Origin of the sequence: Brevinema andersonii, from assembly GCF_900112165.1 — a bacterium.
In the GTDB taxonomy this organism is placed as follows: Bacteria; Spirochaetota; Brevinematia; order Brevinematales; family Brevinemataceae; genus Brevinema; species Brevinema andersonii.
In genome coordinates this window covers 342,286-367,817 of record NZ_FOKY01000001.1, presented here as the reverse complement: position 1 = coordinate 367,817, position 25,532 = coordinate 342,286, and the positions used below count along the sequence as shown (strand labels likewise).

Genomic DNA, 25,532 nt, shown 5'->3' with positions numbered 1-25,532 from the left:
ACTTATGATTCGAGGTATGACAGGACAGGCATCATTAAGATTTTCTCATAATACGTTCGATGCTGAAATGGAAATTCGAAGCGTGAATTCACGTTATTTTGAGTTTCGTGCGAAATTACCGGCACGTTTTTCTCAGTTTGAGATGGAAGCACGGAAGATTGTTTACGCAACACTCCAACGTGGCAAAATAGATCTTAGCCTTCGGATAACAGAAAAAGATAGTACAGGATCAACAACACTTATCAACATTGAAGCTGCTAAATCTCACTTAAGGGAAACGAAAAAAATGTGCGAGGAATTAGAAATTCCATTTTCGATAACAGCGCGGGAAATTCTTTCGTTGCCGCATGTACTTAATTGTGAAAATGTTGAAATTGGAGAAGATGTGATTCTTTTTTTAGGATCGAAGCTTCAAGAATTGATTAATTTAATGCTGCCTATGATGTTGGTAGAGGCAGAAAATACTATCGAAGATGTAAAAGCATCATTAAATTCCATCGAAACCGCTTTAACGGTGATTAAAGAACGTTATCCTCAAGCGCTCGCGCGGTACAAAGAGGCTCTCGCTCAACGTGTGACCGAAATAACACAAGCCAAACCCCCAGAAGAACGGCTTAGCATTGAAGTGGAGATTTTTGCAGGCCGGACAGCAATTAATGAAGAGATTATCAGGCTTCAAAGCCATATCGGTATGATGAAAGATATTCTTGTTCAGAAAAAACACGGTGGCTCAAAAGAGCTTGACTTTATTGCCCAAGAAATGAACAGAGAAACAAATACAATTGCAGCGAAGTCTTCAGATTTCGGGATTACAGAGCAAACTATTTTCATCAAAAGCGAAATAGAAAAAATGCGTGAACATTTCCGGAATATTGTTTAGGAGAAAGAAATGGAAATTGCGCAGAAAAAAATCATTGTTATTTCGGGGCCGAGCGGCGTAGGAAAAACCACCCTCTATAAACAAATGCTAGAATTTTTTTCCGAAATGATCGGTTTTTCGATTTCTGCAACAACTCGTCCCATGCGAAACGGTGAAATTTGCGGGAAAGACTATTATTTTCTTGACAAACAACATTTTCACAGATTGATCGAGCAAGGAGCTTTTGTCGAATGGGAACAAGTTCATGGTAACTATTATGGCACCCTCAAAACCGAACTCGACCGTATTTGTCATGAAGGAAAGCATTGTCTTTTAGACCTTGATGTCAAAGGTGGAGTTCATATTAAAGAAATTTTTGGAGTGCAGTCCTTTCTGATTTTCATTGCACCGCCGTCTATAGAAGAACTTGAAAAACGTTTAAAACTTCGTGGTACCAACGACGAACGAAGTATTCAGTACAGGCTGAAAAACGCCTGGGAAGAAATCCACAAACAAAATCATTACGATTATGTACTTGTTAACAAAGATATCAACGAAAGTCTAAACAGACTCGAAACATGCATTCGATCAATCATTAAAGCTTGAAAAAAAACAATTTTCATGATAAAATAGGAGAAAATTTTAAGGTGCGTTCATGAAAATTTCGATAGCTCAACTCAATCCAAAATTAGGAGATTTTTTAGGAAATCAAAAAAAAATTCGCACAGCCATTAGCCGTGCCCTTGAAGAAAATGCTAATATTTTAATTTTACCTTTCGGAGCTGTAACAGGATTTCCGCTGGGAAATTTAACTCTTTCCGAAGATTTTAGAAACACCACTAAAGCCTCCCTTGAAGCAATCGCCCGCGAAACAGAAGGTAATAATTTATCGATATTTTCAGGTGGAGAAGAGGTTTTTTCCAACGGACAGGTGCATTATGGACAATTCTCATCGAAGCATCCTGGGCAACGTCACATCCCTTTTCCAGCAATGTTCCAAAAAGAAAATATTGAAGTTTTCGTCAATCTGGGGCCGAAAATTTTCGAGAAAAATGTACCTGAAGCTCATGAAATCGAATTACGTATTCTTGCAGGCGAAAAAAAAGCTTGGGTTTTTGATATCAATCTAGCTGGTGCAACAGACGAATTAATTTTTTCTGGACTCAGCACGGTGATTCGTCCTGATGGCGAAATTGCTGCTCGCTTAAAGTTTGCTGAAGAAGATTTTATCACTCTTGATATCAATAGTCCACAAACCTACCGCATTGAACCAATCCCTGCAGGAGAAGAAATTCTTTACAAAGCCCTCATAACAGGTATCCGTAATTACTTTGAAAAAAATAATTTTTTAAACATTCTTATTTCTGTCAGTGGAGGTATTGATTCAGCATTAGTTGCAGCTTTAGCCGTTGCAGCGGTCGGCAAGGAGAAAATTTCGGCTGTTTATCTGCCATCACATTTTTCTTCAGAAATTAGCACTAATGAAGCTCGAAATTTATGTAATAATTTAGATATTCACCTCCAAGAAATCAGTATTGAAAATCTTTACAATACATTTCTAAACGAACTTTCATTCTTGCACAATAGAGTTTGGAAGGAAAATATTCAAGCTCGGATTCGAGGTTCAATTGTTATGAGCATTGCCAACGATACTAATGCACTAGTCCTCGCAACTGGAAACAAAACCGAAGTCGCAATGGGTTACTGTACACTTTATGGCGATACCTGTGGAGGATTAGCTCCTATTTTGGATCTGCTCAAAACCGAAGTCCGAGCTTTATCACGCTACATCAATAGAGATCACATTATTATCCCTGAACAGATCATCACAAGACCTCCCAGTGCCGAACTCCATGAGGGGCAGGAAGACGAACATAGTTTACCTAATTATGAATTTCTTGATCAGGTTTTGTATCTGCATTGTGAAGAAAATCTCGATTTTCATCAGATTTCCGAACGACTCGGGCGACCGGAAGATGTCCGAAAAATTTTCACACTACTATACCGCAGCGAATACAAACGCCGCCAAACCGCAATCGGACTCAAAATATCCAAACGTTACTTTGGACTTGATTGGCACGTTCCGTGTACTGTTGGCTTGTGGTTCTAGGAGAAAATTATGCGTAAAATGCCACAATTTTACCTTATCCGAAAAATTTTCTTTCTATCACTCAGTGACTATTGTGCTTATGCCATAGCTTTATCTCTTGCCATTAAAATACGATTGTTTTTCCCTTATGTTTTACCGTGGGATTTTCCTGCCATCAACATTGCCGCTTATTCAGTCACGGAAGCAGATATTTTTCCTTTGCTTATCGGCATCATTTTTTTTATCCACAACCTCTATCAAAAACGCTGGACTTTTTGGGAAGAAACTATTATTATTTGGAAGGCACTATTTGTTTCTTTTTTAATTTCTTATCTAGTATTATTTAACTTCAGCCAGGTTTTCATACAAGTAAGTCGCGTCATTATTATCATTACATTTCTCTTGATGACTGTATTAGTACCATTATTCCGGCTGATACTTAAAAAAATTCTATATTTAGTCGGCTTTTGGCGTTACAGCGTGGTGTTGTCCTGTAAAATGCAGGATATCAAAGAAATGATCCGCATCGCTGAAATTTTCGCACAGGATACGTATTTAGGCTTTGAACCGAGATACTTTTTTATACCCGACGCAGACATTGATCACTATCATTTTTTAAGAAAAAAAATACCCGTTTTCCATTCGGTAGACGAAGTAGCCAAAAAACATTGTGGTTCGGTTTTCGTGATTGGAGAGTCTCTTTTGGGGCAGAGTATTTTGATTGAATCGCTTTACAGCAGATTTCGAAGGGTATTTGTTATTCCAGATCACAGTTTAGGACTCATCAACGCTGGAGTTCAATATCTATTCTCAGAACGTTTATTCATCATCAACCTTGAAAACAAACTCAATTCACTGACTGCACGCTTGTTTAAAGATGCTATGGATTTCACATTAGGCATTATTATCACAATACTATGTATGCCTTTATTTTTTGTAGTGGGGCTAGCTGTCAAACTGGGCTCAAAAGGTCCGATTTTCTACCGCCAAAGCCGCATTGGACGCGGCGGCAAGCCATTCAAAATTTGGAAGTTTCGCACCATGTATCAAGATGCCGATAAAAAACTTAATACGCTACTTGCTCAAAACCATGAATTAAAAAAAGAATGGGACACCTATTTCAAATTAAATAACGATCCACGTATCACGCCGATCGGCCATTTCCTTCGTAAATATAGCTTAGATGAATTTCCACAGTTGTTCAACGTTTTAGCAGGCGAAATGAGCCTCATTGGACCTCGTCCTTTTGTTAAAGGAGAAATTGAAGATCTCAACCCTACACTCCTTCCACTTTATGCTCAAGTAAAACCAGGACTAACAGGCTTATGGCAGGTCAGTGGACGCAATGATACAGACAGGCTTGACCGCATGAAAATAGATGTCTGGTATATGCAAAACTGGCATCCAAGTTTGGATATTCTTATTCTTCTGAACACACCTAAAGCTGTTTTAACAGCACGCGGTGCAAAATAAATACGGCCCCTTAGGCCGTATTTTAGGATTTAAGTAATTTTTTTATTTCATCAGCTACAAACTGAACATTTGGACCGATAATAATCTGAGCAGATTTATTATCAGGCTTTAAAATTCCTAAAGCAACACTTTTTATTGTTTGTTCATCAATTTTCGAACTGTCAATCAAACCAAATCGCAAACGCGTTGCACAATAATCAAGCGTACCGATATTGTCATTTCCACCGAGCGCATCAAAAATCCTGCGCGCAATTTCAGAATATTGTCCACCTGTTTCAATTAAAATTTCATCAAAATCATCCTCACGTCCTGGTGTTTGGAGATTAAGCCACTGGATCAACAGGCGAAACAAAACAAAATACACTGCAAAAAACACCAGCCCTTGCAGAAGTAGAAGATACGGCTTGTTGGCCAAGGGAAGGCGCGACGATAAAATAAAGTCTATCAGTCCCGCAGAAAACCCAAAGCCTGCTGTTGCTTGAATCATCGCTGCAATAAATAAGGACAATCCAGTCAGCACAGCATGCAGGACATACAACCCAGGAGCTAGAAACATAAATGAAAACTCTATCGGTTCAGTGACACCGGTGAAAAACGATGCAAATCCAGCTGCAAGCATAATAGATGCAACTTGTTTTTTTCTTTCGGGGTGGGCAGTCGACACAAACGCCAAACAAGCTCCTACCAATCCGAACATCATGATCGGGAAAAAGCCTGCCTGGTACATTCCGGTAACACCTTTGACGCCGTTGCCCGACCAGAAGTTGCCGATATCGTTGATGCCGGCAAGATCAAACCAAAACACTGCATTCAGAGCATGGTGCAGCCCGACTGGAAGAAGAATACGGTTGAGAAAACCGTAAATCCCGGCCCCAGCCGCACCGAGTTTGGAAATAGCAATCCCAAATACTACCAATCCTGAAAACACAGCTGGCCACACATACATCAGCAAAAACGAAACCAGCACCATCACAGCTGCAGTAATAATGGGAGCCAGCCGTTTGCCGGAAAAAAACGCCAAAGCAGCAGGCAGCTCGGTGCGGTAGAAGTGGTTGTAAATTTCGGCAGAGATAATACCGCACAAAATTCCAATGAATTGGTTTTGAATCTTGCCAAAAGCCAGCGACACTTCTTCAAGAGGAATCCCCTTCAGCTGGGCTACCACAGCCGGAGATAACAGCGTTGTCACTACAAGCCAAGCCGTCAAACCCGTAAGAGCCGCAGCTCCGTCACGGTCTTTGGCCATACCATAGGCAACGCCTACAGCAAATAAAATCCCCATATTATCGATCAACGAAGCCCCTGATTTGATCAGAAGTGCCGCAAAAATATTATTTCCCCCCCAAGACACCGGATCAATCCAGTAGCCAATGCCCATCAAAACTGCCGCAGCAGGCAGTACAGCAACAGGCACCATTAACGACTTTCCTATACGCTGAAGATATCCAAACATATTGCCTCCTTAAACATGAGTATAAAGTTTATTTCTTTCCATAAAGCTAAAAAAATTCTTATTTATTTTCAATTTATTCCGACATAAATCAAATACTTTTCCTTAATATAACATAAAAGATTGACATAAAGCAATAAAATAATATAGAATAAATTATACTATATTTTGGACAATCATAGGTGCAAAATAATACGAAAAAATCAACGATTTTGTTCATGACTACTTCAAGTATCGGATTACTGGGATGGGAATTACTCAAAGAGTCAAAAAATATAAAAGATACTGTAGTATCTTCAGAAAATCAGCAATCAGACACAGCTTCTCTCCCTCCTTTCTTCTCTCAGCAAGAGTTTTACATTAAAGATTTAAAGTCATATGTTCTTATTTATTGGAATGGTCAAATAAGTAAAGAGGTTCGAGATGTAGCATCAATTGCCGGAAAAGCGAAAATATTTAAAACTTATACTTTTTACAAAACTATAAGAATATCTAGAGCTGCTTATACCCATGCTCATCTTTATATTATGGATGCTACATTTTCTCAATCAAATAGTTTGGGAAATTATAAAGTTACATTAGAATTTTTTCCGTCAAAAATCGCAAATACTAGAGAAGTCCTTATGAAAGCATTTTCTGACGGTTATCAATCTGATATTGCTTACCGTAGATAAGCTTAAAGCTTGATTAGGGCTTATTAAAACAATAAGCTTTTAATATTTTGCATCTTAGGATATCGTTTCAATTACTATATCCAATAAAATTATTATTTAAATTTCAAAAATCTAGATATTTATGGAAGTTTAGGTCATGAAAAAAATAGTAATATTTTTTCTCTTAGCAGGGTGTGAATCTGCCAGTTTTAATAACACAGAGGCACTAGACAAATCAAATATGTCAGTAAATTCAGCTGGTTCATTAAATAATCCGCCAGTTCTGTCACAACAAGAATTGGATAAATTATGGATCAGCAACTTACAATCTACAGATATTTATTATTGGGATGGTTTTTCTGGTTCTACTAAAAAAGCTACCATATCAACCAGAGGTAGTTTTTCCACTACTAATAATAAGTCTGTAATGGAATAATGACTTAATTAAAGCAAATAGTAGTACAGAAGCTCTTTACTGTTATTTCTTCAATAATCAAAGTATGGGAGTAGTATTTCAGAGAACAGGTCTTTTGAACATTACTACTCAACACCCTGGTGCTGCTCTTTTTCATTCCTATAAAGAAGTTGTTGTACTAACTTATACAAACAATAGTAGTATTCCAGGTCTGGATGGTTTTAAAACCGATGTTCTTTACCGCAATCCCTAACAACAAGCATATTCTTGTAAAAAATAAACAAAAACCTGTATTTTGCATATAAATATAAGAAATATACAAATAATGCTTGACTTAAAATAGGAAAAATGTTATAATATATTTTACCTCTAAATATTAGAGGTCGATTTGAAACAAGTACTAATTTTATTAATCCCAGATATGTGATTATCTAACTGTCAGGTATTTAAATATTTGAATACTAATTCTGATCAAACGGAAGGAATAGAGTTAATTTTTACGCAGGACGAACTTAAAGAACTTAGACCGGCAATTTAAATGCCAGGGGTAATTATCGCTTTGGTACATTCAATGAAAAGAACTCCTATAGACAGCTCATTAGGCTTTACCATTAGAATAAAATAAGTAGTATTTTTAAACAGGTTTTTTATTTTACAAATGCTATAAGTGCTACTAAAGCAACATATCATGTTTTCTCGCATTATAATGACAATACCTTTAAAGGGCCTGATCTTGTAACCCCAGAAATTGCTCCAACTGGTTCCATATATTTTTCAGAAGAAATTACGATGAAAGATTCATGAGGTATACCTGTTTTACCAATTTTTGGTCGTGACTTCAACAAAGATTTAGGGGAATCTCAAGCTCAGTTTGATAAAAGTTGGCTTAGTAACTTAAGAGATACTGATGAATTATTACCATTATAATAACAATTATTCTACTATGAATTATATGGATCGTAACACCAGGTACTTTTATCTCCCTATAAAATTAGACGATATGGGTAAGCAAAATTCAGAATTTCATTATTTCAAAAAAGCTATAAGCGATAGTAAAGCTGTATACAGATTATTCATAATACAATATGTATGACAAACCTATTTTTACTTATGCTCCTATGGATATAATTTTAAAAATCACTCTTTTTACATATTCCATATTTTCAGAAGTGGCCAACAAAACTTATAATATTTTATATTGTCGCGTAACACCTTATACAACAATAAATAAAGGAGATCGATTTGAAACAAGTATTAATTTTATTAATCCTGAGTATAGGATTATCTAGATGTGAAGTAGTACAAGACCTAAAAAATAATAATCCTGAAAATAATATCAGAAGTCTGGAAAATCAAAACCCTCAAAGCCCAATTCCTCCCTTACCAACACAAGGAGAGCTTAATAAACAATGGACAGATAATTTAAAATCTACGACTAACTACTATTGGAATTGGAATGTATATTCTAAATTAGAAAATAATGAAATAATACATGGAAGCTTTACACTAAAAAGAGATGTCAAAACAACTTGTTCGTGGTTGGATAGAACAGAAACCACTTACAGATTTATACGTGCAATAAGTGCCTCTAAGGCAGAATATGAAGTTTATACTGCAGCATACAAAGGTAAGACTATTACTGCTTTTTTTAAGGAGCAAAAGATTATTCTCGAAATTAATCCTTGGAATTATTATACTAGATTTACAGAAGCAGTCCAAGGAAGTTATCCTTCTGTTCCAAACTTTGGAACTGACATTTTATATAGACGTCCATAAACACCTGCCCTTATATAAAAAACCGGAATTATCCGGTTTTTTATTAGCACTGTTGTATTATTGCGAAAAATCGAAAAAAGCTATAATTTATACAAACACATTTTGGAGTGCTTATGAGTAATGAATTCTTGAACGATGGTATTAGTCCATCCTATTTTGAAAACGAACTTGAAACCTCCTATCTAAATTACGCTTACAGTGTCATTACTGGCCGTGCTATTCCTGATGCCCGTGATGGTCTCAAGCCTGTACACCGTCGTATTTTATTTTCTATGCATGAATTAGGAATCTTATACGACAAACAGACACGTAAATGCGCCCGTGTTGTGGGAGATGTTTTGGGGAAATATCATCCTCATGGTGATACATCTGTTTATAATGCAGCAGTGAGGATGGCTCAAGACTTTTCAACACGGTATCCTTTGATTATCGGACAAGGAAATTTTGGTTCAATTGACAACGATCCTCCCGCTGCTATGCGCTACACCGAAGCAAAATTATCTAAAGTGGCATATTATATGCTCAACGATCTCGAAAAAGACACCGTTGACTTTCGTCCGAACTTCGACGACACACTTGAAGAGCCCATGGTACTACCAGGGATGTTTCCACAGCTACTTTGTAATGGTACTGAAGGAATTGCCGTAGGGTTTGCCACTGGCATTCCACCTCACAATCTTAAAGAAATTGTTAGTGCGACTTCAGCTTATCTGGATAACGAGCATATTACACTCGATGAACTTATGAAACATATTCAAGGTCCTGACTTCCCGACAGGTGGATGCATTACCAACCGCTCAAATTTAAGAAATATTTATGAAACAGGACAGGGTTCGATTCGTGTTGCTGGTTCGATCCATTGGGAAGAAAAATCTCATTCATTAGTGATCACAGAAATTCCCTATCAAACAATTAAATCACGGATTGTTGCAGAAATTGTGGCCTTGATTGCTGACGAAAAAAACAAATACGCCAATACATTAAGACATATTAAAGAAGTCCGAGACGAATCATCAAAAACCGGTATGCGGATTACGGTTGAACTGGGCAAAACAGGAGATGAAAGCATTGCCAATACAATCAAATCTATTCTATACAAAGAAACGCGTTTAGAGATTAATATTTCTGTAAACATGGTATCGCTGCGCGAAAATAGGCCAGAACTTTTAGGACTGAAAACATTAATCGGCTCATTTGCTGAACATCGAAGGATTGTAGTCGACCGTAGACACCGTTTTGTCAAGCGCAAAGCCGAAGAACGTTTACATATTGTCAACGGGCTCCTGATCGCACAAGAAAATATCGATGAAGTTATCAAAACAATCCGTGGTTCAGCTGACACAAAAACAGCAAAAGATAGTCTGATGAGCCAATTCTTGCTTTCGGAAACACAATCTCAAGCAATTCTTGAAATGCGCCTACAACGTTTGACCAGTATGGAAGTGGACAGGCTTAAGGAAGAAAAAATTAAGCTCACTGAACAAATAAAAGAACTTACGGAGCTTTTGGAAAACTCAGATAAACGCGATGCGTTAATTAAAAAAGAACTTGCAGACATGTGTGCAGACATCGGTGATGGAAGGCGTACTGTTTTCGGTAACACGGATGTACCACAATTAGACAACGAAGAATTTATCGAAAACAAATCTATGCACTTGGCAATTTCACATCAAGGGTATTTGTTTGTAGAAATCGAGCCTTCCAATAAAACGATCGGCCGCGGCAGCAAACGAACAGGTAACGCCACAGGAGGCCGAAAATTAGGCGAAGAAGATTATATTATTGCCTCAGCAGCTTGTAACATTAAAGATACAATTTTATTTTTTACTTCCGATGGAAAAGCATACTCGGTAAAAGGCTACGAAATAGCAGGCTATAGCAATGGATTACAAGTACGTCATACTAACAGTGTTCCCCGTTTGGAATCGATTGAAGGAGATATTGCCGCCGTAATGTTTGTAGACCGCTTTGATGACCAGCACTATATCGTATTTGCCAGCAAATTCGGACAAGGGGTACGGATTCCGTTAAGCTTGTTTGGAAATATTTCACGCTCGGGAGTCATTGCACTCAAACTGAAACCGGGAGATGAATTGATGTCAGCGGTTAAAACTACCGGAAATGATACACTTTTATTCGTCAAACGCAAAGGTAAAGGCTTCAAGCTAGATGAGAAATTGTTTACACCACATAACCGTGGAGCTATGGGGGAACGTGCTATCAGAGTTGAGGATGAACAGGATTCGGTTATTGGTATGGCAGTCGACGAAAGTGATAAAAATGTTTTATTTGTATCACAGACCGGACGCGGACGCCGGGTAAATCCCAAAGATTTTTCGCAGTTGACTAATCGGGGCGGCAAGGGTTATAAGCTTATCAACCTTCGCGACGGCGAATTTATTACTGATTTTGCTTATGTAAAAGAAAATGAATCGGTATTTATCGTCTCAAAGGCAGGGCAGCGTGCTACCCTAAAAGCTTCTGATGTTACGAATTATGCATCACAGCTGCTGGTAATGAAAGTGGACGATGAAATTACTGCATTATCAGTAGTTCCACCCGAGGACCTCGAACTTAAAGAATCCAAAGCAATGACTGATCAGCAAAATCACGGTAGCGATTCACTTTACGAATAAAAATGCGTTAAAATTTGCGGATTGTCTAAAAATTTTCTATCTTATATAAGGAGAAGCAATGAAAAAAAATTATGCAGCCCTGCTATCCATTATTTTCTGCTGGGAGGTTCCCATGTCCGCTCAAAACAAAATTGAAACAGCAACACTTGCAGGAGGTTGCTTCTGGTGTATCGAGTCAGATTTAAAAAATCTAGACGGAATAATCAGTGTTACCTCAGGCTACACAGGTGGAAACACTAAAAATCCAACTTATGAACAAGTTAACACAGGTACTACAGGACACCGAGAAGCAGTTCAAGTGCTGTTCAATCCAGATCAAATCTCCTATCAAATGCTTCTTAATGCATACTTCAGGCTTATTGATCCTACGGATGCAGGTGGCTCGTTTGTTGATAGAGGAAATCAATATGCTCCTGCCATTTTTTACCATAGCGATCAACAAAAAATCGTTGCAGAGAGTGCTATCTATACTCTCGAAAATTCGGGACATTTTAATAAGCCAATTGCCGTGAAGATTGAACAATTTGAAAAATTTTATCCGGGTGAAGACTATCATCAGGATTACAAGAAAAAAAATCCTTTTCATTACAATTTATATCGAGAAAATTCAGGACGTAACCAATATATCTGCGAAGTTTGGAACAAAATTCCGCAAGCGTTGCTGCTGACCAACAAACCATTTTTTCATAGCATTATACTGGAATATTTTACACGCTTTTCAGAATTTGAAAAACCTTCTCAGGAAGAACTTAAACAAAAACTCAGTCTTCTGGCCTACAAAGTAACACAAGAAAACGAGACGGAACCAGCATTTTCTGAAGGGAATTTCCACAATAATAAAGAACGAGGTTTATATGTTGATGTGGTGTCAGGGGAACCTTTATTTTCTTCGGCAGATAAGTTTGATTCAGGAACAGGGTGGCCAAGTTTTTCTCGTCCGATCGACAATTATTTTATTGTAAAAAAACCTGATTATTCATTTTTTATGCACCGAACAGAAGTGAGATCGCGATTTGGAGATTCGCATTTAGGCCATGTTTTTAATGATGGACCCGAAGGAATCCGCTATTGTATTAACGGCGCTGCATTACGCTTCATTCCTTATGAAGACATGGAAGCTGAAGGCTATAAAGATTTTCTTGTATTTGTTTAATAAAGGAAAAATTATGCCCAAAAAGCTGATTATTTTTGACCTCTACAACACATTGATTGTTGATCCAAACATTGAAGAACGGCATCTTTACCGATTGAACGCGATTTGGTCTATTATTGAAAAATCTGGATACCCAGTGCATTTTAGTGATTTGATCGCAGCTCAAGACCATGCCAAAGAACAATTGATCGCTAATCAGCACGATTATTTCAGTATCAGTGTTTTTGAGCAGGTACGTCTTATTTGTAACTATTTAGGGATCAGCGATATTGCTACGATAAAAAAAATTTACGATATTTGGGCTTTTGCATCCATTCAGATTGCGCCGGAACCCATACAAAACGTACGTGAAGGGCTTGAACTGCTTCGGGGAAACGGCAGAAAAACTGCATTAATTTCTAATACGGCTTCAACACCTGGAATTTCATTACGATTTCTGTTACTCGAGCGCAAACTTTATGAACTTTTCGATGATCTTGTTTTTTCAGATGAGTTCGGGTTTATGAAGCCTAAACTTTTAATTTTTTCACGGGTTTTAGAACGTATGGAAACAGATCCAAAAGATGCCGTTTTCATAGGTGACCACCACCATTACGACAAATTTGGCGCCCAGTCTGCAGGCATCGAATATATCGAAATGAATCCGCACCTTGATTTTCTTAACATTGTCGCAAAAGTACTTAGTTTGTAGCGAAAAATTTTAAATTATGTTATAATCAGGGAAAATACAAAGGAGCATTCCTTGAAAGACAAAATTTCCGCGCTGCTAACAAAAAGTATTCAAAATCTCCCAGTTAAACATGAAGGTGATTTATTTAAGATTTCTGTTGGAGATACAGTTATTATAATAACTTTCAAAAATAAAGAAGCTCATATTAGTATTAATAATACGCAAGATATTCAAATATTAAATTTCGAAGCTGGTGAAGAAAAATTTTTTACCGGTCAAAAAGGTCTTTTCAAAGTTCTTGAAGGATACCTCAAACAAATTTCTGATAAACGCTCTTTTGGTCAACTTTTATCGTCTTGGAAAAATAATATTAACGGAATTCTGGAAGAAAAACGGCAGCAGCTTAACGAACATCGGATCCAAGAGAAGATTGCTCTTTCGTATCCCGAAGTAACGTTAGCTGTTCCGGAAATAGAACTCGGATATGAACATTTTTTAAATAAAATTCAAGATGAAATGTTAGCAGTATTTCAAAGTATGGGGTATACTCCCGTATACGAACGTGAACTTGAAGATGAATATCACAATTTTGAAGCACTTAATATTGATGCTGGCCATCCTGCACGAGAAGATCATGATTCTTTTTACGTAGGCGAAGGGTACCTCATGCGTACTCACACATCGACTGTGCAGATCCGCAACCTTGAAAAACTAGTACAAACAGGAGGTTCTCCTCCTATTGCTATTGTTTCACCGGGAGTGTGTTACAGGCGTGATGCTGTCGATTCGACACATTTTCCTGTTTTCCGGCAAATGGAAGGATTAGTAGTTGATAAAAATGTTAGTTTTGCTGATCTGAAAGGAACATTGATTGAATGGGCAAAAGCCATGTTTGGTCCGGAAACAAAAATTCGATTGCGACCTGACTATTTTCCTTTTACTGAGCCGTCAGCTGAATTATCAGTATCTTCGCCGGAGTTTTCGAACGGGCGCTGGATTGAATTGCTGGGATGTGGTATGGTTCATCCTCAAGTCCTGCGCAATGTTGGGCTTGATCCGGAAATTTGGCGCGGTTTTGCGTTTGGAACGGGAGTTGAACGTATTGCTATGATCCGCTACGGCTTGCATGACATCCGCATTTTCACTGAAAACGATATCCGCTTTCTCAAGCAATCTCTTTAAGGAACAATGTCATGAAAACAAAAGCAAATTACGAATGGCTATGTAGCTATATTCCGCAACTTAAAGAAAAAACACCACAAGAAGTTGCTGATGCACTAACAGCTTTGGGTGCTGAAACCGAAGAAATCAAAATTTTCGATTTTTCCAATTTAAAATTAGGAAAAATTACCGCTATCGAAGAAAAAAATAACAAAAATTTTTCTGTTATTGAATCGGGGCATCAAAAATATACTGTACCTATCAAGCAAAAAATATCCGTAGGAAATTACATAATTTTCATCTGCCAAGATGATCAAATATATTTACAAAGCTTTGCTAACCTTGGCATTGAAGAAGCGGATCATGAAATTATTGTTTTAAGTAATAATGCTGAACAAGCCGAAAAAGATTTCCAGGTCCTCACCAAATCTGATACATTATACACATTAGAAATACCCGGAAATCGACCTGATTGGCTATCCGTGAAGGGATTAGCACAATCTCTAGCTGTTTACTTAGATTTGGAATTTCACACAGAAATACCTGTGATCTTGAAAGAGACAGAAGAAATATTCCCTATCGAAGTTCAGACCGCTTTATGCACACGTTATAGTATCCGGAAAATTAAGAATATTTCAGTGAAAACTTCTGAAACGCTTATCCAAAAAAGACTGATGCTTCTCGGAATGCGACCTATTAACAGCATCGTAGACACTAGTAATATTGTGATGCTGGGTAACGGACAGCCCACACATGCATTTGATGCTGCGAAAGTTAAGGGACGACTTATTGTACGGACAGCTCAAGGAGGAGAAACAATTACTTTGTTGAACGAAAAAACAATAAATCTTCATCCAGACGATTTAGTAATCTGTGACGAAGAAAAAATTCTTGCTTTGGCAGGGATCATGGGTGGTCTAGATTCGGGAATTTCAAAAGAAACAACAGATATCCTCCTGGAAAGTGGCTGTTTTAATGCAGCAGCCATACGCAGGACATCCAAAAGGCATGGCATTAAAACCGAATCATCTCTTCGTTTTGAAAAAAACATCAGCAGCAGCTTAGTTCAGGAAGCTTCGGATTTGATAACATCGCGGCTCATCAATACAGGTAGCAGTTGTTCGCTCCTTAATGAGATCAATCAAAGTAAGCCTACTTCTGTCATCTCGTTTGATCCGGAAAAAGCTCGTAGTTACTTAGGTGCACCAGATATCGATGATACTTTCATGAAACAAACTTTGCTCAAATTAGGTTGCACTTTGGAAAAAGAAAATGATATCTGGAATATTCGAACTCCAGAAGCTCGGAAAGACCTTAAAGAGGATGTCGATCTTATTGAAGAAATTGCACGTTTTTATGGATACAACAATATTCCTACACACACATACCGGCCAAAAGCTTTTGATTTAAACCCAGAAAAACGTTTTGAAGACAAAATACGTCCTTTGTTGCGCGGTATGGGAATAAGTGAGGCCATTACTATATCATTTCGTAACCCCTGTGAGCGGAATTTTTTTCAAATCCCGGACACTGGAGTTATCAACATTTTAAATCCTTTAAATTCAGATCATACTGAACTTCGCACTCACCTTTTTGACGGACTCCTAAAAAGCATAATTCATAATAAAACAAAAGCATTTGTTAATAGTTGTGCATTTTCAGAGGTCGGGACGGTATTCCGTAAAAATAACCATCATTTTATTGAAGAAAAAAAACTTGCTTTTGCAGTCAGCCGTGAACAAGATCCTTATACAAAGGGAATAACAATTTTGAATAATATTCTTGCATATGCAAAATGCTCGCCTTTGAGTACTGCAATAGACAGCAGAATTTATCCTTTCTTGCATCCCAAAAATTCTTTTGAACTGCAACTGAACAATGAAATTTTAGGATTTTTTGGAGAAATTCATCCTTTAGTGGTAGAAAAAATGGATCTTTCAGATAAAAAAAATTTCCCGGCTCCTGTTACCTGCGAATTAAATCTCGATCTTTTGAAAGCTTCCTACCAAACATTGATAAAAACCATTTCGATCAGCGAATTTCCTCCCGTTTTACGGGATGTAACACTTAGCATTCCGGTAAAAATACAAGGCCGAACACTTATCGAAGAAATAAAAAAAATGCATTCTAATCTCAAAGAAATTGAATTTATCAATATCTTTACAAACGAAAAACTCAAATCCGAGCAGAAAAAAAATATTTCCTTACGCTTGCGTTTTGAAGCAGACAATCAATCTCTCAAAGGCGAAGAAATAGATACTTTTGTCATGAAATTAATTCAAAAAAAATGGTAATTCTTTATTTTTTATACAGTTACTTAATTATTTTACCGAAAATATTTTAGGTTGTTGTTTTTTTAAAAAGATAGTATAATTTTTTGAAAAAGTTTCCAAATGGAGGAGAAAATGAATAAAATCATTGCATTTGCAGTATTAACAATAGGGTTGGCAAGCTGTGGGGTAGAAAAAACTGCAAGCAAAAAATTCGGTGTGTCGCTTTATAAATTTGATGATGTATTTATTTCTAGTGTAGGTAAGGCGATTCAAGCTAGAAAAACAGAAACCGGTAGCAGTGCAACCGTTAATCTTTCTGATGCACAAGGGCAACAAGCTACTCAAAATGATTCTGTGGATACTTATATTGCTCAAGGATACAACGCTCTTGGAATTAATATGGTGGACCGCACGGCAGCATCAGTTATTATCGAGAAAGCTAAAGCTGCCGATATTCCTATTGTTTTCTTCAACAGAGAGCCAGTAACAGCAGATATGAATTCTTGGGACAAGCTTTATTATGTAGGTGCACGCGCTGAAGAATCCGGCCGTATTCAAGGAGAAATTGCTGCAGCATATTTCAAAAATGATCCTAAAGTTGATAAAAATGGTGATGGAATTTTACAATATGTGATAATCGAAGGTGAGCCTGGACATCAAGATGCTATACTCCGTACTGAACATTCTATCAAAGCTTTGCAAGATGCTGGTGTTAAAGTGCAAAAATTAGCTTCTGATACCGGCATGTGGCAGCGTGTCAACGGACAGGAAAAAATGGCTGCTTGGTTGACTGCTTACGGAGACCAAATTGAACTTGTGCTTGCTAATAACGATGATATGGCTTTAGGAGCTATTGAAGCCCTAAGAGCTGCAGGATATTTTACAGGAGAAAAATTTATTCCAGTAATTGGAGTAGATGCTTCAGCACCAGCATTGGATTCTATAAAAAATAATCTTTTATATGCTACTGTTCTCAATAATGCGCGTATACAAGGTTATGCTGTTTTTGATTTGATGGATGCACTGGTATCAGATAAAGATGTAAATAGTCTCGGTTATGAAATCACCGATGGAAAATATATTTGGGTACCCTACGTTGCAGTAACTAGAGACAATTATAAAGAATTCCAATAACCAGCTTGGGACGCGCCTAATGGAAAAACTTTATGCATTAGAAGTTCAAGATTTATATAAATCATTTCCTGGTGTTCAGGCTTTGAAAGGCATACAATTTCAATTAGGCCTCTCCGAAGTTCATGCTCTTGTAGGCGAAAACGGTGCTGGAAAATCGACATTAATGAAGTGCTTATTTGGCATCGAGCAGCCAGATAGTGGAGATATTTTCATTGATGGTTCTAAAATGCAGTTTAAGAACAGCAGTGAAGCACTTGCCGCAGGAATTTCCATGATTCATCAAGAACTGCATCCTATTCCTTACCGCACTGTTGCAGAAAATATCTGGTTGGGCCGTTATCCTACTCATTTTTTACCGGGAGTAGTCGATGAAAATAAAATGAATGTCGATACTCAAAAATTATTTGACTTTCTTAATATTTCAATAAATCCTAAGACATTAGTTGCTAATTTATCAGTTTCACAAATACAAATGATGGAAATAGCTAAAGCGATTTCTTACAAAGCAAAAATTATTTTTATGGATGAGCCTACATCTTCATTAACAGACAACGAAGTTATTCAGCTTTTCAAAATGATACGTTCGCTCAAACAGCAGGGCGTATCTATTGTTTATGTTTCGCATAAAATGGAAGAAATTAAAGAAATTTGTGATGCCGTAACCATTATGCGTGATGGAGAATACATTGGCCGCTGGAATATTGACGAATTAAGTATAGACGAAATTATCAGTAAAATGGTAGGACGACAGCTTGGTAATCGATTTCCAGAGAAAACATATCAGCCTCAAAAAGAACCTATTATGCATATTAAGGATTTCGAATCACGTATTCCCAATTCCTTTAAAAAACTGTCTTTCGTGCTCAACAAAGGAGAAATATTGGGAATAGGAGGTTTGGTAGGAGCACAGAGAACGGAACTTATAGAAAGTATTTTTGGATTAAGGCCGGCAAAAGGTGAAATTATTATTAAAGGCGAAAAAAAATCCATTAATAACTCTATCGATGCTATTAATTCAGGACTTGCCCTGCTTACTGAAGAAAGACGTACCACAGGAATTTTAGGATGCCTGTCCATAGAACATAATGTTATGATAGCTTCATATCCGAAATTATCTTTTAAAGGGTTTATTACAAATAATAAGAAAAATCTTGATGCTACAAACAATTACATTAATAAATTAAACATTAAAACTCCTCATGCAAAAAGTTTAATTGCCAATCTTTCAGGCGGTAATCAACAAAAAGCACTGATTGCTCGTTGGTTATTAACAGATCCAGATATTCTGATTCTTGATGAACCTACCCGTGGTATCGATGTAGGAGCAAAATATGAAGTTTATAATCTCATGTATGCACTAGCTGCAGAAGGTAAAAGTATTATTATGATTTCTTCAGAAATGCCGGAACTTATGGGAGTATCTGATAGAATTATGGTTATGAGCAATGGCTTTATCAGCGGCATCATCGAAAAAGAAGAATTTGATCAAGAAAAAATTATGGCGCTTGCCACTGCATTTTTGTAAAAAGGAGTTTCCCATGCCACAATACCTGCCTATAAAAAATATTTCACAAGCTTTTCAAAAAGGTGGAATCTATTTTGTTCTTATTTTTCTCGTTTTGGGGACCGGTATTATTGAACCGTCATTTCTCTCAATAATAAATCTTAAAAATGTTCTACAAATTTCTGCCGTTCGTGTTATCATTGCACTAGGAGTAGGAAGTATCCTAATTACACGAGGCACTGATCTATCTTCTGGGAGAATTGTTGGTCTTACTGCTTGTATTGCAGCTTCTCTTATGCAAAAACCTGATTATGCTTATAAAATGTTTCCAGACCTCCCTATACTCCCTTTAATTGCTCCTATTATCGCTGTGATTGTTGTTGGTCTTTTTATCGGAACAGCTAATGGGTTAATTATTTCAACTTTTCAAATTCCTCCTTTTATTGCAACTTTAGGAATGATGGTTATTGTATATGGTTTATCTTCTTTATACACAAATGCCCAACCTATTGGCGGCTTGAGGCAGGATTTCACTAATATTGCTACTGGTTCAACTCTTAACATTCCCAATTTAATATTGATTTCTGGAGTCATTATAGCAACTATTTGGTTCCTGCTCAATAAAACAGTACTAGGAAAATACATTTACAGCATCGGCAGTAACACAGCAGCAGCTTTAGTCTCAGGAGTCAACGTTAAATCAACAATTATTAAAACCTATGCATTAGGTGGTGCTTTATACGGATTAGCAGGGTTGCTTCTCGCAGCACGCACAGGTGGCGCCACAAATAATTACGCTACAATGTATGAATTAGACGCAATCGCAGCTTGCACTATAGGAGGTGTTTCAACAGCAGGAGGAATTGGTACTGTTAGTGGAATTGTTACAGGAGTTCTTATTTTCGAAGTTCTCAATAACGGTCTTGTCATTTTAGGAGTGTCCCCTTATTGGCAACAAATTATTAAAGGAGTTATTATTATTGCAGCTATTGCCTTCGATACAAGAAAATATATTAATGCAAAAAGATAAATCTTATAAAAATTTAGCAAAATCGTTAATAAAACTTTTAAAGTCTTCGTTTCTTTTGAAAACACCACAATCTTTAAGAACATCATAGAAAATATATGCTACTTCGGTATGCAGTATATTTTCTATGTTTTCTTCAGTAAAAGTATATTTTTTTGCTAAATCTCTCATCCAAGGGATATGCTTTTGTACTAAAGAATCTTTTTCGGCTGATTTGATACTTTTCTCAACAAGATATTTTTTAACATGTTTTAACTCTTCTAACAAACGACCTGGTAAAATCGCCAGTCCTAAAACTTCTATCAAACCAATATTTTCTTTTTTAATATGATGGCGTTCTAGGTGAGGATGAAAAATACCTAAAGGGTGCTTTTCATCGGTACGGTTGTTTCTAAGAGCTAAGTCTAACTGAAATATTTCACCTTTTTTTCTTCCAATCGGGGTAATAGTATTATGAGGTTTTGTATCCGTGTAAGCCAAAATATCCAATTTGGGATTAGAATACTCCCGCCAATAATCAAAAAGTTTAACAGCACTATCCGTTAATACTTTAGGATCTTTCGATAAAAAACGTACAACACTTACAGGCCAATTCAATAATTGAACTTCTAGACCATCCTTTTGAAATTGATGAAAATTTTGAGTTCTGTCTAAGGGAAATTCATGTTCCCCTGCTTGAAAATGATCATGAAATAGAATAGATCCCCCAACAATAGGTAAATCAGCATTAGACCCAATAAAATAATGAGGAAATTTCTCTAAAAAAGCAAAAATACGCTTAAAAGTATCAACTGAAATTTTCATAGGACGATGTTCTTCCGATAACAAAACACTATGCTGATTAAAATAAACATAAGGAGAAAATTGAAAAAACCATTCTTCTCCTTCTAATTCTATTGAAATAAGGCGTAAATTCTGACGTGCAGGACGATTTAGTGTCCCTGCATAGCCTTCATTTTCTTTACATAAAAGACATTGTGGATAATCAGAAGAAATTTCATTTTTTGCCAATGCAATAGCAATAGGATCTTTTTCCGGCTTGGATAAATTTACCGTGATATCCAATTCCCCACAATCTGTCATAGCAGACCAAGCAATATTTCTTTTTATTCTGTTCATACGGACATAATTACTAGCTATAGAAAATTGATAAAAATTATCCATTGCTAATTTCGGAGATACTCTATAGTCGTCATTGAAACGATCCTGAATAAAATGAGGCATCGGACAAAGACAACCCATGATTGCCGTATCCATCAGATCAGCATAATCAGGATGTGTCGATGTTAAAACCCCATTTTGTACGGCCAGTTCAAGCAACGGAACTAATAAGTCATCAATATTATCTGAAGGATGAGCAGCTGGAAGAAGTTCAGGATTTTTAATTTTAAGGAGTGCAGAAATCTGATTACGACAGAAATTCTTATCACGCTCCATAATCAAACCATTTTTAATGGCATAATTAAGCAGATTTTCTAACATAATGCAACTCCCTATTTTATTGGACTAAAAATTCTGGTTTTAAGCCTACAGTCTTCTGATATTCAGAAGAAATAAAACTTTTAAACACCTCTTTAATACCCCGAGGAACTAAAGCAATAACACAACCACCAAAACCAGCGCCTGTCATTCGAGCACCTAGCACTCCATCAAAATTTCGAGCAAGTTCTGCAAGTTTATCTAATTCGTATCCTGTTACTTCATAGTCGTCTCTCAAAGAAGCATGTGATTTATTTAAAAGCTTGCCAAAAGAAAATAAATCATTTTCTATTAAAAAATTCCGTGCTTGAAATGTACGTTGATTTTCCGTAAAAACATGACGAACCCTTTTTTGAAGTGTATCGCTTAAAAGATGTCGATGGCTGTTAAAAATTTCATCATCTAAAGCAGATAGCGATTCTATAGGTATATGTTTTTGCAACATAGTAAGTGCAAACTCACATTCCTGTCGGCGCTCATTATATTTTGATTCGTTTAATGCGCGAGGTTTTTTAGAGTTAATAATCACAAGACAATAGTCACCAAAATTCAATGGTATATATTCATACTGAAGAGTTTCACAGTTCAGAAGAATAGCATGATTTTTTTTGCCCATAGATGATGCAAATTGATCCATAATTCCACATTGGGTTCCCGCAAAATGTTCTGCTTTTTGAGCAATCAGAGCTTTTTCTATGCCATCCAAACCTAAGGAAAATAAATTATTAAGCGCATCAATAAACACAACTCCCAGTGACGCTGATGAAGAAAGCCCAGAACCATGAGGAATATCACCATACACCAAAACATTAAATCCATGAGGAATATGTATATTTTTTTGCTTCAAACTATTAAGTACACCCATTAAATAATTAGCCCAATGAAGAGATTCTTTATTATTGATCATAGAAATATCAGTTTCTAAAATGCCTAAATTTTCAAAATTTAAAGACATAAAAGAAGCGTTTTGATCGAAACGGGGTGCAATAGCAAGATAAGTGCCAACTGAAAGAGGAACCGGCAGCACACAACCTCCATTATAATCCGTATGCTCACCAATAAGATTAACACGCCCGGGTGCAAAATGTTGTGCTTGAGGTGAGGTATTGTAAAACTGTTGAAAAGAAGCTGATAAATCCATAACATCCTTCTATTGTTTAGATTTAAATAAATATTCAGAAAGTATCATAGTAAATGCATTAGCTAAAAATCCTGGCAAAAGCTCATATAAAAAACTGTCATATTTCAAAAATTTCCAAAGAAACAACACAAGAAGACCCGAAATCATACCGAAAAAAACACTTTTTGCTTTGATTTCAGGTTTGTAAAGAAGCACAATAACAACAGGACTAAAGACCACACCAAAACCAGCCCACGCATAAGACACCAAAGAAAAAACTTTTAACTGAGGATTCAAAGCTAATCCCAAAGCTAATAAAGAAATCAAAATAACACTTAAGCGACCTATTGTAATTAATTCGTGTTCGGAAGCATCTTTCCGAACAAGGCGGTAAAAATCTTCAGTAAGCGTCGTAGATGACACTAAAAGTTGCGAATCTATTGTTGACATGATTGCAGAAAGAATCGCTGCAAGTAAAATCCCTCCCAGCCAAGGATTGAATAATTGTTGCACAGACATAATAAAAACAAGCTCCGAATCACCACGAAGCTGATTAATATTTTGGAATAAACCAATACCAGTCAATCCTATAGCAACAGAACCAAATAATGAAATAATAACCCAAATCATTGCAATATTTTGTGCTTTGGATAGCTCTTTGAGAGAAGAGACACTCATAAAACGTGCTAAAATATGCGGCTGTCCGAAATATCCCAATCCCCAGGACAACGACGATAACACTCCCAATAGTGTAACCCTATCAAACAGATTTCGGGAAATATTTTTTTCAAGCAAAACTTCAGATAAACTCTGCCAGCCTCCAACCACATTATAAGCAAAAATAGGAACCATAATAATTGCAAAAAACATAATAATTCCCTGAAAAAAGTCGGTCCAAACAGATGCAAGATAACCACCCAAAAATGTATAAAAAACAATAGTAAACATGCCAATAATAACAGCAGTATAATAGTTGAGTCCAAAAACACTTTCAAAAAGTTTTCCAGCAGCAACTAAACCGGAAGAAGCATAAATTGTGAAGAAAAATAAAATAACAATAGCAGAAAAGTTTTTTATCATGCCGTTTGAATTGTGAAGTTTTTTTTGAAAAAACATAGGAAGGGTTATGGTTTGAGTTTCTTCAGTAGCAATACGCAGTTTTGGTGCAATAAAGTGCCAATTAAGAAAAGTTCCTATAATAAGTCCGATAGCAATCCACATTTGATTGACACCAAAAAGATAAACAGCTCCAGGTAAGCCTAAAAGCAACCAGCCACTCATATCACTAGCTTGAGCAGAAAGAGCAGTTACCCAAGCACCAACACCTCGACCGCCAAGAAGATATTGTTCTAAATTGCTAGTTTTGAAATAAAAATAAATACCAACACTCATCAAAAAAATCAAGTATACTAAAAAAGTCACTAAAAATGCTGTGCTCATGAAAACAGCCCCTACCCTTTTCCATTCTACCACACATCATAACATTAATTAGCAAATGATTCAAGTATTAACTTTTGCCATTCTTGAGCTTGGTGGACCATTGGGCTAGAAGGAAATTGCTCTGTAAGCGTTCGGAAAGAATTGAGAGCTCGTTCGGGATTATCCTGTTCAAAGTGTATCTTACCCAGTCGAAATAGTGCATCTGGATCATAAAATTTATCATCGTTATCAAGAATTTGCTCTAATATTGTTACAGCCTTTTTGAGGTCTTTTTTTTGAATATAAATATCAGCAATTTGAAGTCTCGCAAAATCAGCATCTTGAGTGCCTGGAAAGCGCGCAGCAATATTTTGATAAAAATTAACAGCTGAATCTAAATATCCCCGTGCAGCTAAACTAGAAGCTTGAAGTTTCGATTCTCTGATAAATGCCTCTTTAACATAAGAAAAATTTTGAGAAGCTGGATAAAGATCCAGAAAATTTGCAAAAGTATTAATTGTTTCAGGACGCATCTCCTGCGCTGCATAAAGATCTGCCCTCCCTAAAACTCCATTTTCTCCAATAACATTATTAAAATATGAAGCTGCATTTTTAAAATCTTTGTTATGGATCATAATATAACCTAAGTAAAAAGCTAACATAGATTTAGAAGGCTCTGAAGCACGGAAGTAAGCCTGTTCAAGATAAGATTGAATAAAAGAATCATATTGTTTTTGTTCGCGTGCAATTGATCCCAGCAAAAGTACTGCATCCGTAAAATCTTTGTTCTCTAATTCGTTTTCACTTAAAACTTTTTTTATGTAAGCTAAAGCACCAGCGGAATCTCCGCGTTTATACATAAGATTAGCGCCAATAATACGAACTCTGTTTTGTAAAGGATTACTTGAATAATTTGCAAGAAAATCCGTAATCAATCGCGAGGCTAGTTTATCATCACCCAGATCGTATGCAATAAAAATTTTTTCGGCTTCTTTTTCACTGGGATCCGAATCATTCGTTATTGTTTCTAATTTTGGAACTGAAATTTCTGGCCGAATAAGTACCGGTGTTAAAGGTTTCTGGAACTCTTTAAATTTACGAAGCGCATTTTTTAAATCCTGGTAAAAAAATAAACTCAAAAATATTCCTGTTGCTGTAAAAAATATTAATAGACACAGCATCGCCAAACCGCTTTGATTTAAAGAATTTCTACCGGCATATGAATAATTTCTTCTCATAAT

General features: G+C 36.5%; 21 protein-coding genes. 16 read left to right on the top strand and 5 right to left on the bottom strand.

All coding sequences use genetic code 11. The annotated features are described in order from the left end of the window. Positions 1–4 precede the first annotated feature (4 nt). Genes BM018_RS01820 through BM018_RS01805 form a run of 4 tightly spaced genes read left to right on the top strand, consistent with a single transcriptional unit; the run spans position 5 to position 4,421 of the window. The gene (locus tag BM018_RS01820) at positions 5–880 is read left to right on the top strand and encodes a YicC/YloC family endoribonuclease (RefSeq protein ID WP_092317809.1); all 876 of its coding nucleotides are present in this window, start codon (positions 5–7) and stop codon (positions 878–880) included. 9 nt (positions 881–889) lie between these two features. After that, entirely contained in the window at positions 890–1,465 is a 576-nt protein-coding gene (gmk, locus tag BM018_RS01815) for a guanylate kinase (protein ID WP_092317806.1), read from the top strand. Positions 1,466–1,514: 49 nt separating this feature from the next. Then, complete coding sequence (gene nadE / locus BM018_RS01810; RefSeq protein WP_092317803.1) at positions 1,515–2,969, top strand: NAD(+) synthase; 1,455 nt, start codon at positions 1,515–1,517, stop codon at positions 2,967–2,969. A gap of 9 nt (positions 2,970–2,978) precedes the next feature. Further along, on the top strand, positions 2,979–4,421 hold the full coding sequence (locus tag BM018_RS01805; protein WP_092317800.1) for an exopolysaccharide biosynthesis polyprenyl glycosylphosphotransferase: 1,443 nt from the start codon (positions 2,979–2,981) through the stop codon (positions 4,419–4,421). 22 nt (positions 4,422–4,443) lie between these two features. Here BM018_RS01805 and nagE read toward each other — a convergent pair whose 3' ends face one another. Beyond that, positions 4,444–5,874 carry an N-acetylglucosamine-specific PTS transporter subunit IIBC gene (gene nagE, locus BM018_RS01800; RefSeq protein WP_092317797.1) on the bottom strand — a complete coding sequence of 477 codons (1,431 nt, stop codon included), beginning with the start codon at positions 5,872–5,874 and terminating at the stop codon, positions 4,444–4,446. Positions 5,875–6,053: 179 nt separating this feature from the next. On the opposite strand from nagE, the gene BM018_RS01795 reads away from it, so the two are divergent. From BM018_RS01795 to mglC, 12 genes are all read left to right on the top strand, one after another. Continuing rightward, positions 6,054–6,545: a hypothetical protein gene (locus BM018_RS01795; protein ID WP_159428131.1), complete on the top strand. Its 492-nt coding sequence runs from the start codon at positions 6,054–6,056 to the stop codon at positions 6,543–6,545. Positions 6,546–6,681: 136 nt separating this feature from the next. Beyond that, positions 6,682–6,960: a hypothetical protein gene (locus BM018_RS01790; protein WP_092317791.1), complete on the top strand. Its 279-nt coding sequence runs from the start codon at positions 6,682–6,684 to the stop codon at positions 6,958–6,960. A gap of 64 nt (positions 6,961–7,024) precedes the next feature. Continuing rightward, positions 7,025–7,192, top strand: coding sequence for a hypothetical protein (locus BM018_RS07765; protein ID WP_159428130.1), 168 nt, complete (start codon positions 7,025–7,027; stop codon positions 7,190–7,192). A gap of 989 nt (positions 7,193–8,181) precedes the next feature. Next, positions 8,182–8,715, top strand: coding sequence for a hypothetical protein (locus BM018_RS01780; protein ID WP_092317785.1), 534 nt, complete (start codon positions 8,182–8,184; stop codon positions 8,713–8,715). A 113-nt stretch (positions 8,716–8,828) separates the two neighbouring features. Next, positions 8,829–11,351 (top strand): DNA gyrase/topoisomerase IV subunit A, encoded by a 2,523-nt coding sequence (locus tag BM018_RS01775; RefSeq protein ID WP_092317782.1) that lies wholly within the window; start codon positions 8,829–8,831, stop codon positions 11,349–11,351. A gap of 58 nt (positions 11,352–11,409) precedes the next feature. Then, positions 11,410–12,504, top strand: a complete 1,095-nt coding sequence (msrB, locus tag BM018_RS01770) for a peptide-methionine (R)-S-oxide reductase MsrB (protein WP_092317779.1) — start codon at positions 11,410–11,412, stop codon at positions 12,502–12,504. A gap of 13 nt (positions 12,505–12,517) precedes the next feature. After that, complete coding sequence (locus BM018_RS01765; protein ID WP_159428129.1) at positions 12,518–13,195, top strand: HAD family hydrolase; 678 nt, start codon at positions 12,518–12,520, stop codon at positions 13,193–13,195. A 51-nt stretch (positions 13,196–13,246) separates the two neighbouring features. Then, positions 13,247–14,356 (top strand): phenylalanine--tRNA ligase subunit alpha, encoded by a 1,110-nt coding sequence (gene pheS / locus BM018_RS01760; RefSeq protein WP_200778549.1) that lies wholly within the window; start codon positions 13,247–13,249, stop codon positions 14,354–14,356. Between the two features lie 11 nt (positions 14,357–14,367). Continuing rightward, complete coding sequence (gene pheT, locus BM018_RS01755; RefSeq protein ID WP_092317773.1) at positions 14,368–16,629, top strand: phenylalanine--tRNA ligase subunit beta; 2,262 nt, start codon at positions 14,368–14,370, stop codon at positions 16,627–16,629. 111 nt (positions 16,630–16,740) lie between these two features. Then, positions 16,741–17,742 (top strand): galactose ABC transporter substrate-binding protein, encoded by a 1,002-nt coding sequence (locus tag BM018_RS01750; RefSeq protein WP_092317770.1) that lies wholly within the window; start codon positions 16,741–16,743, stop codon positions 17,740–17,742. Between the two features lie 19 nt (positions 17,743–17,761). Continuing rightward, positions 17,762–19,267, top strand: coding sequence for a sugar ABC transporter ATP-binding protein (locus BM018_RS01745; RefSeq protein WP_092317767.1), 1,506 nt, complete (start codon positions 17,762–17,764; stop codon positions 19,265–19,267). A 13-nt stretch (positions 19,268–19,280) separates the two neighbouring features. Continuing rightward, positions 19,281–20,276, top strand: coding sequence for a galactose/methyl galactoside ABC transporter permease MglC (mglC, locus tag BM018_RS01740; protein ID WP_092317764.1), 996 nt, complete (start codon positions 19,281–19,283; stop codon positions 20,274–20,276). A gap of 3 nt (positions 20,277–20,279) precedes the next feature. Here the strand turns inward: mglC and BM018_RS01735 are convergent, their stop codons facing one another. From BM018_RS01735 to BM018_RS01720, 4 genes are read right to left on the bottom strand one after another with little or no spacing between them, the layout of a single operon-like run. After that, entirely contained in the window at positions 20,280–21,755 is a 1,476-nt protein-coding gene (locus BM018_RS01735) for a UDP-glucose--hexose-1-phosphate uridylyltransferase (protein WP_092317761.1), read from the bottom strand. Positions 21,756–21,771: 16 nt separating this feature from the next. After that, on the bottom strand, positions 21,772–22,893 hold the full coding sequence (locus tag BM018_RS01730) for a galactokinase (RefSeq protein ID WP_092317758.1): 1,122 nt from the start codon (positions 22,891–22,893) through the stop codon (positions 21,772–21,774). Between the two features lie 9 nt (positions 22,894–22,902). Next, positions 22,903–24,312, bottom strand: coding sequence for a sodium/proline symporter PutP (gene putP / locus BM018_RS01725; protein WP_092317755.1), 1,410 nt, complete (start codon positions 24,310–24,312; stop codon positions 22,903–22,905). Positions 24,313–24,356: 44 nt separating this feature from the next. Next, positions 24,357–25,529 (bottom strand): tetratricopeptide repeat protein, encoded by a 1,173-nt coding sequence (locus tag BM018_RS01720; RefSeq protein WP_092317752.1) that lies wholly within the window; start codon positions 25,527–25,529, stop codon positions 24,357–24,359. Positions 25,530–25,532 lie beyond the last annotated feature (3 nt).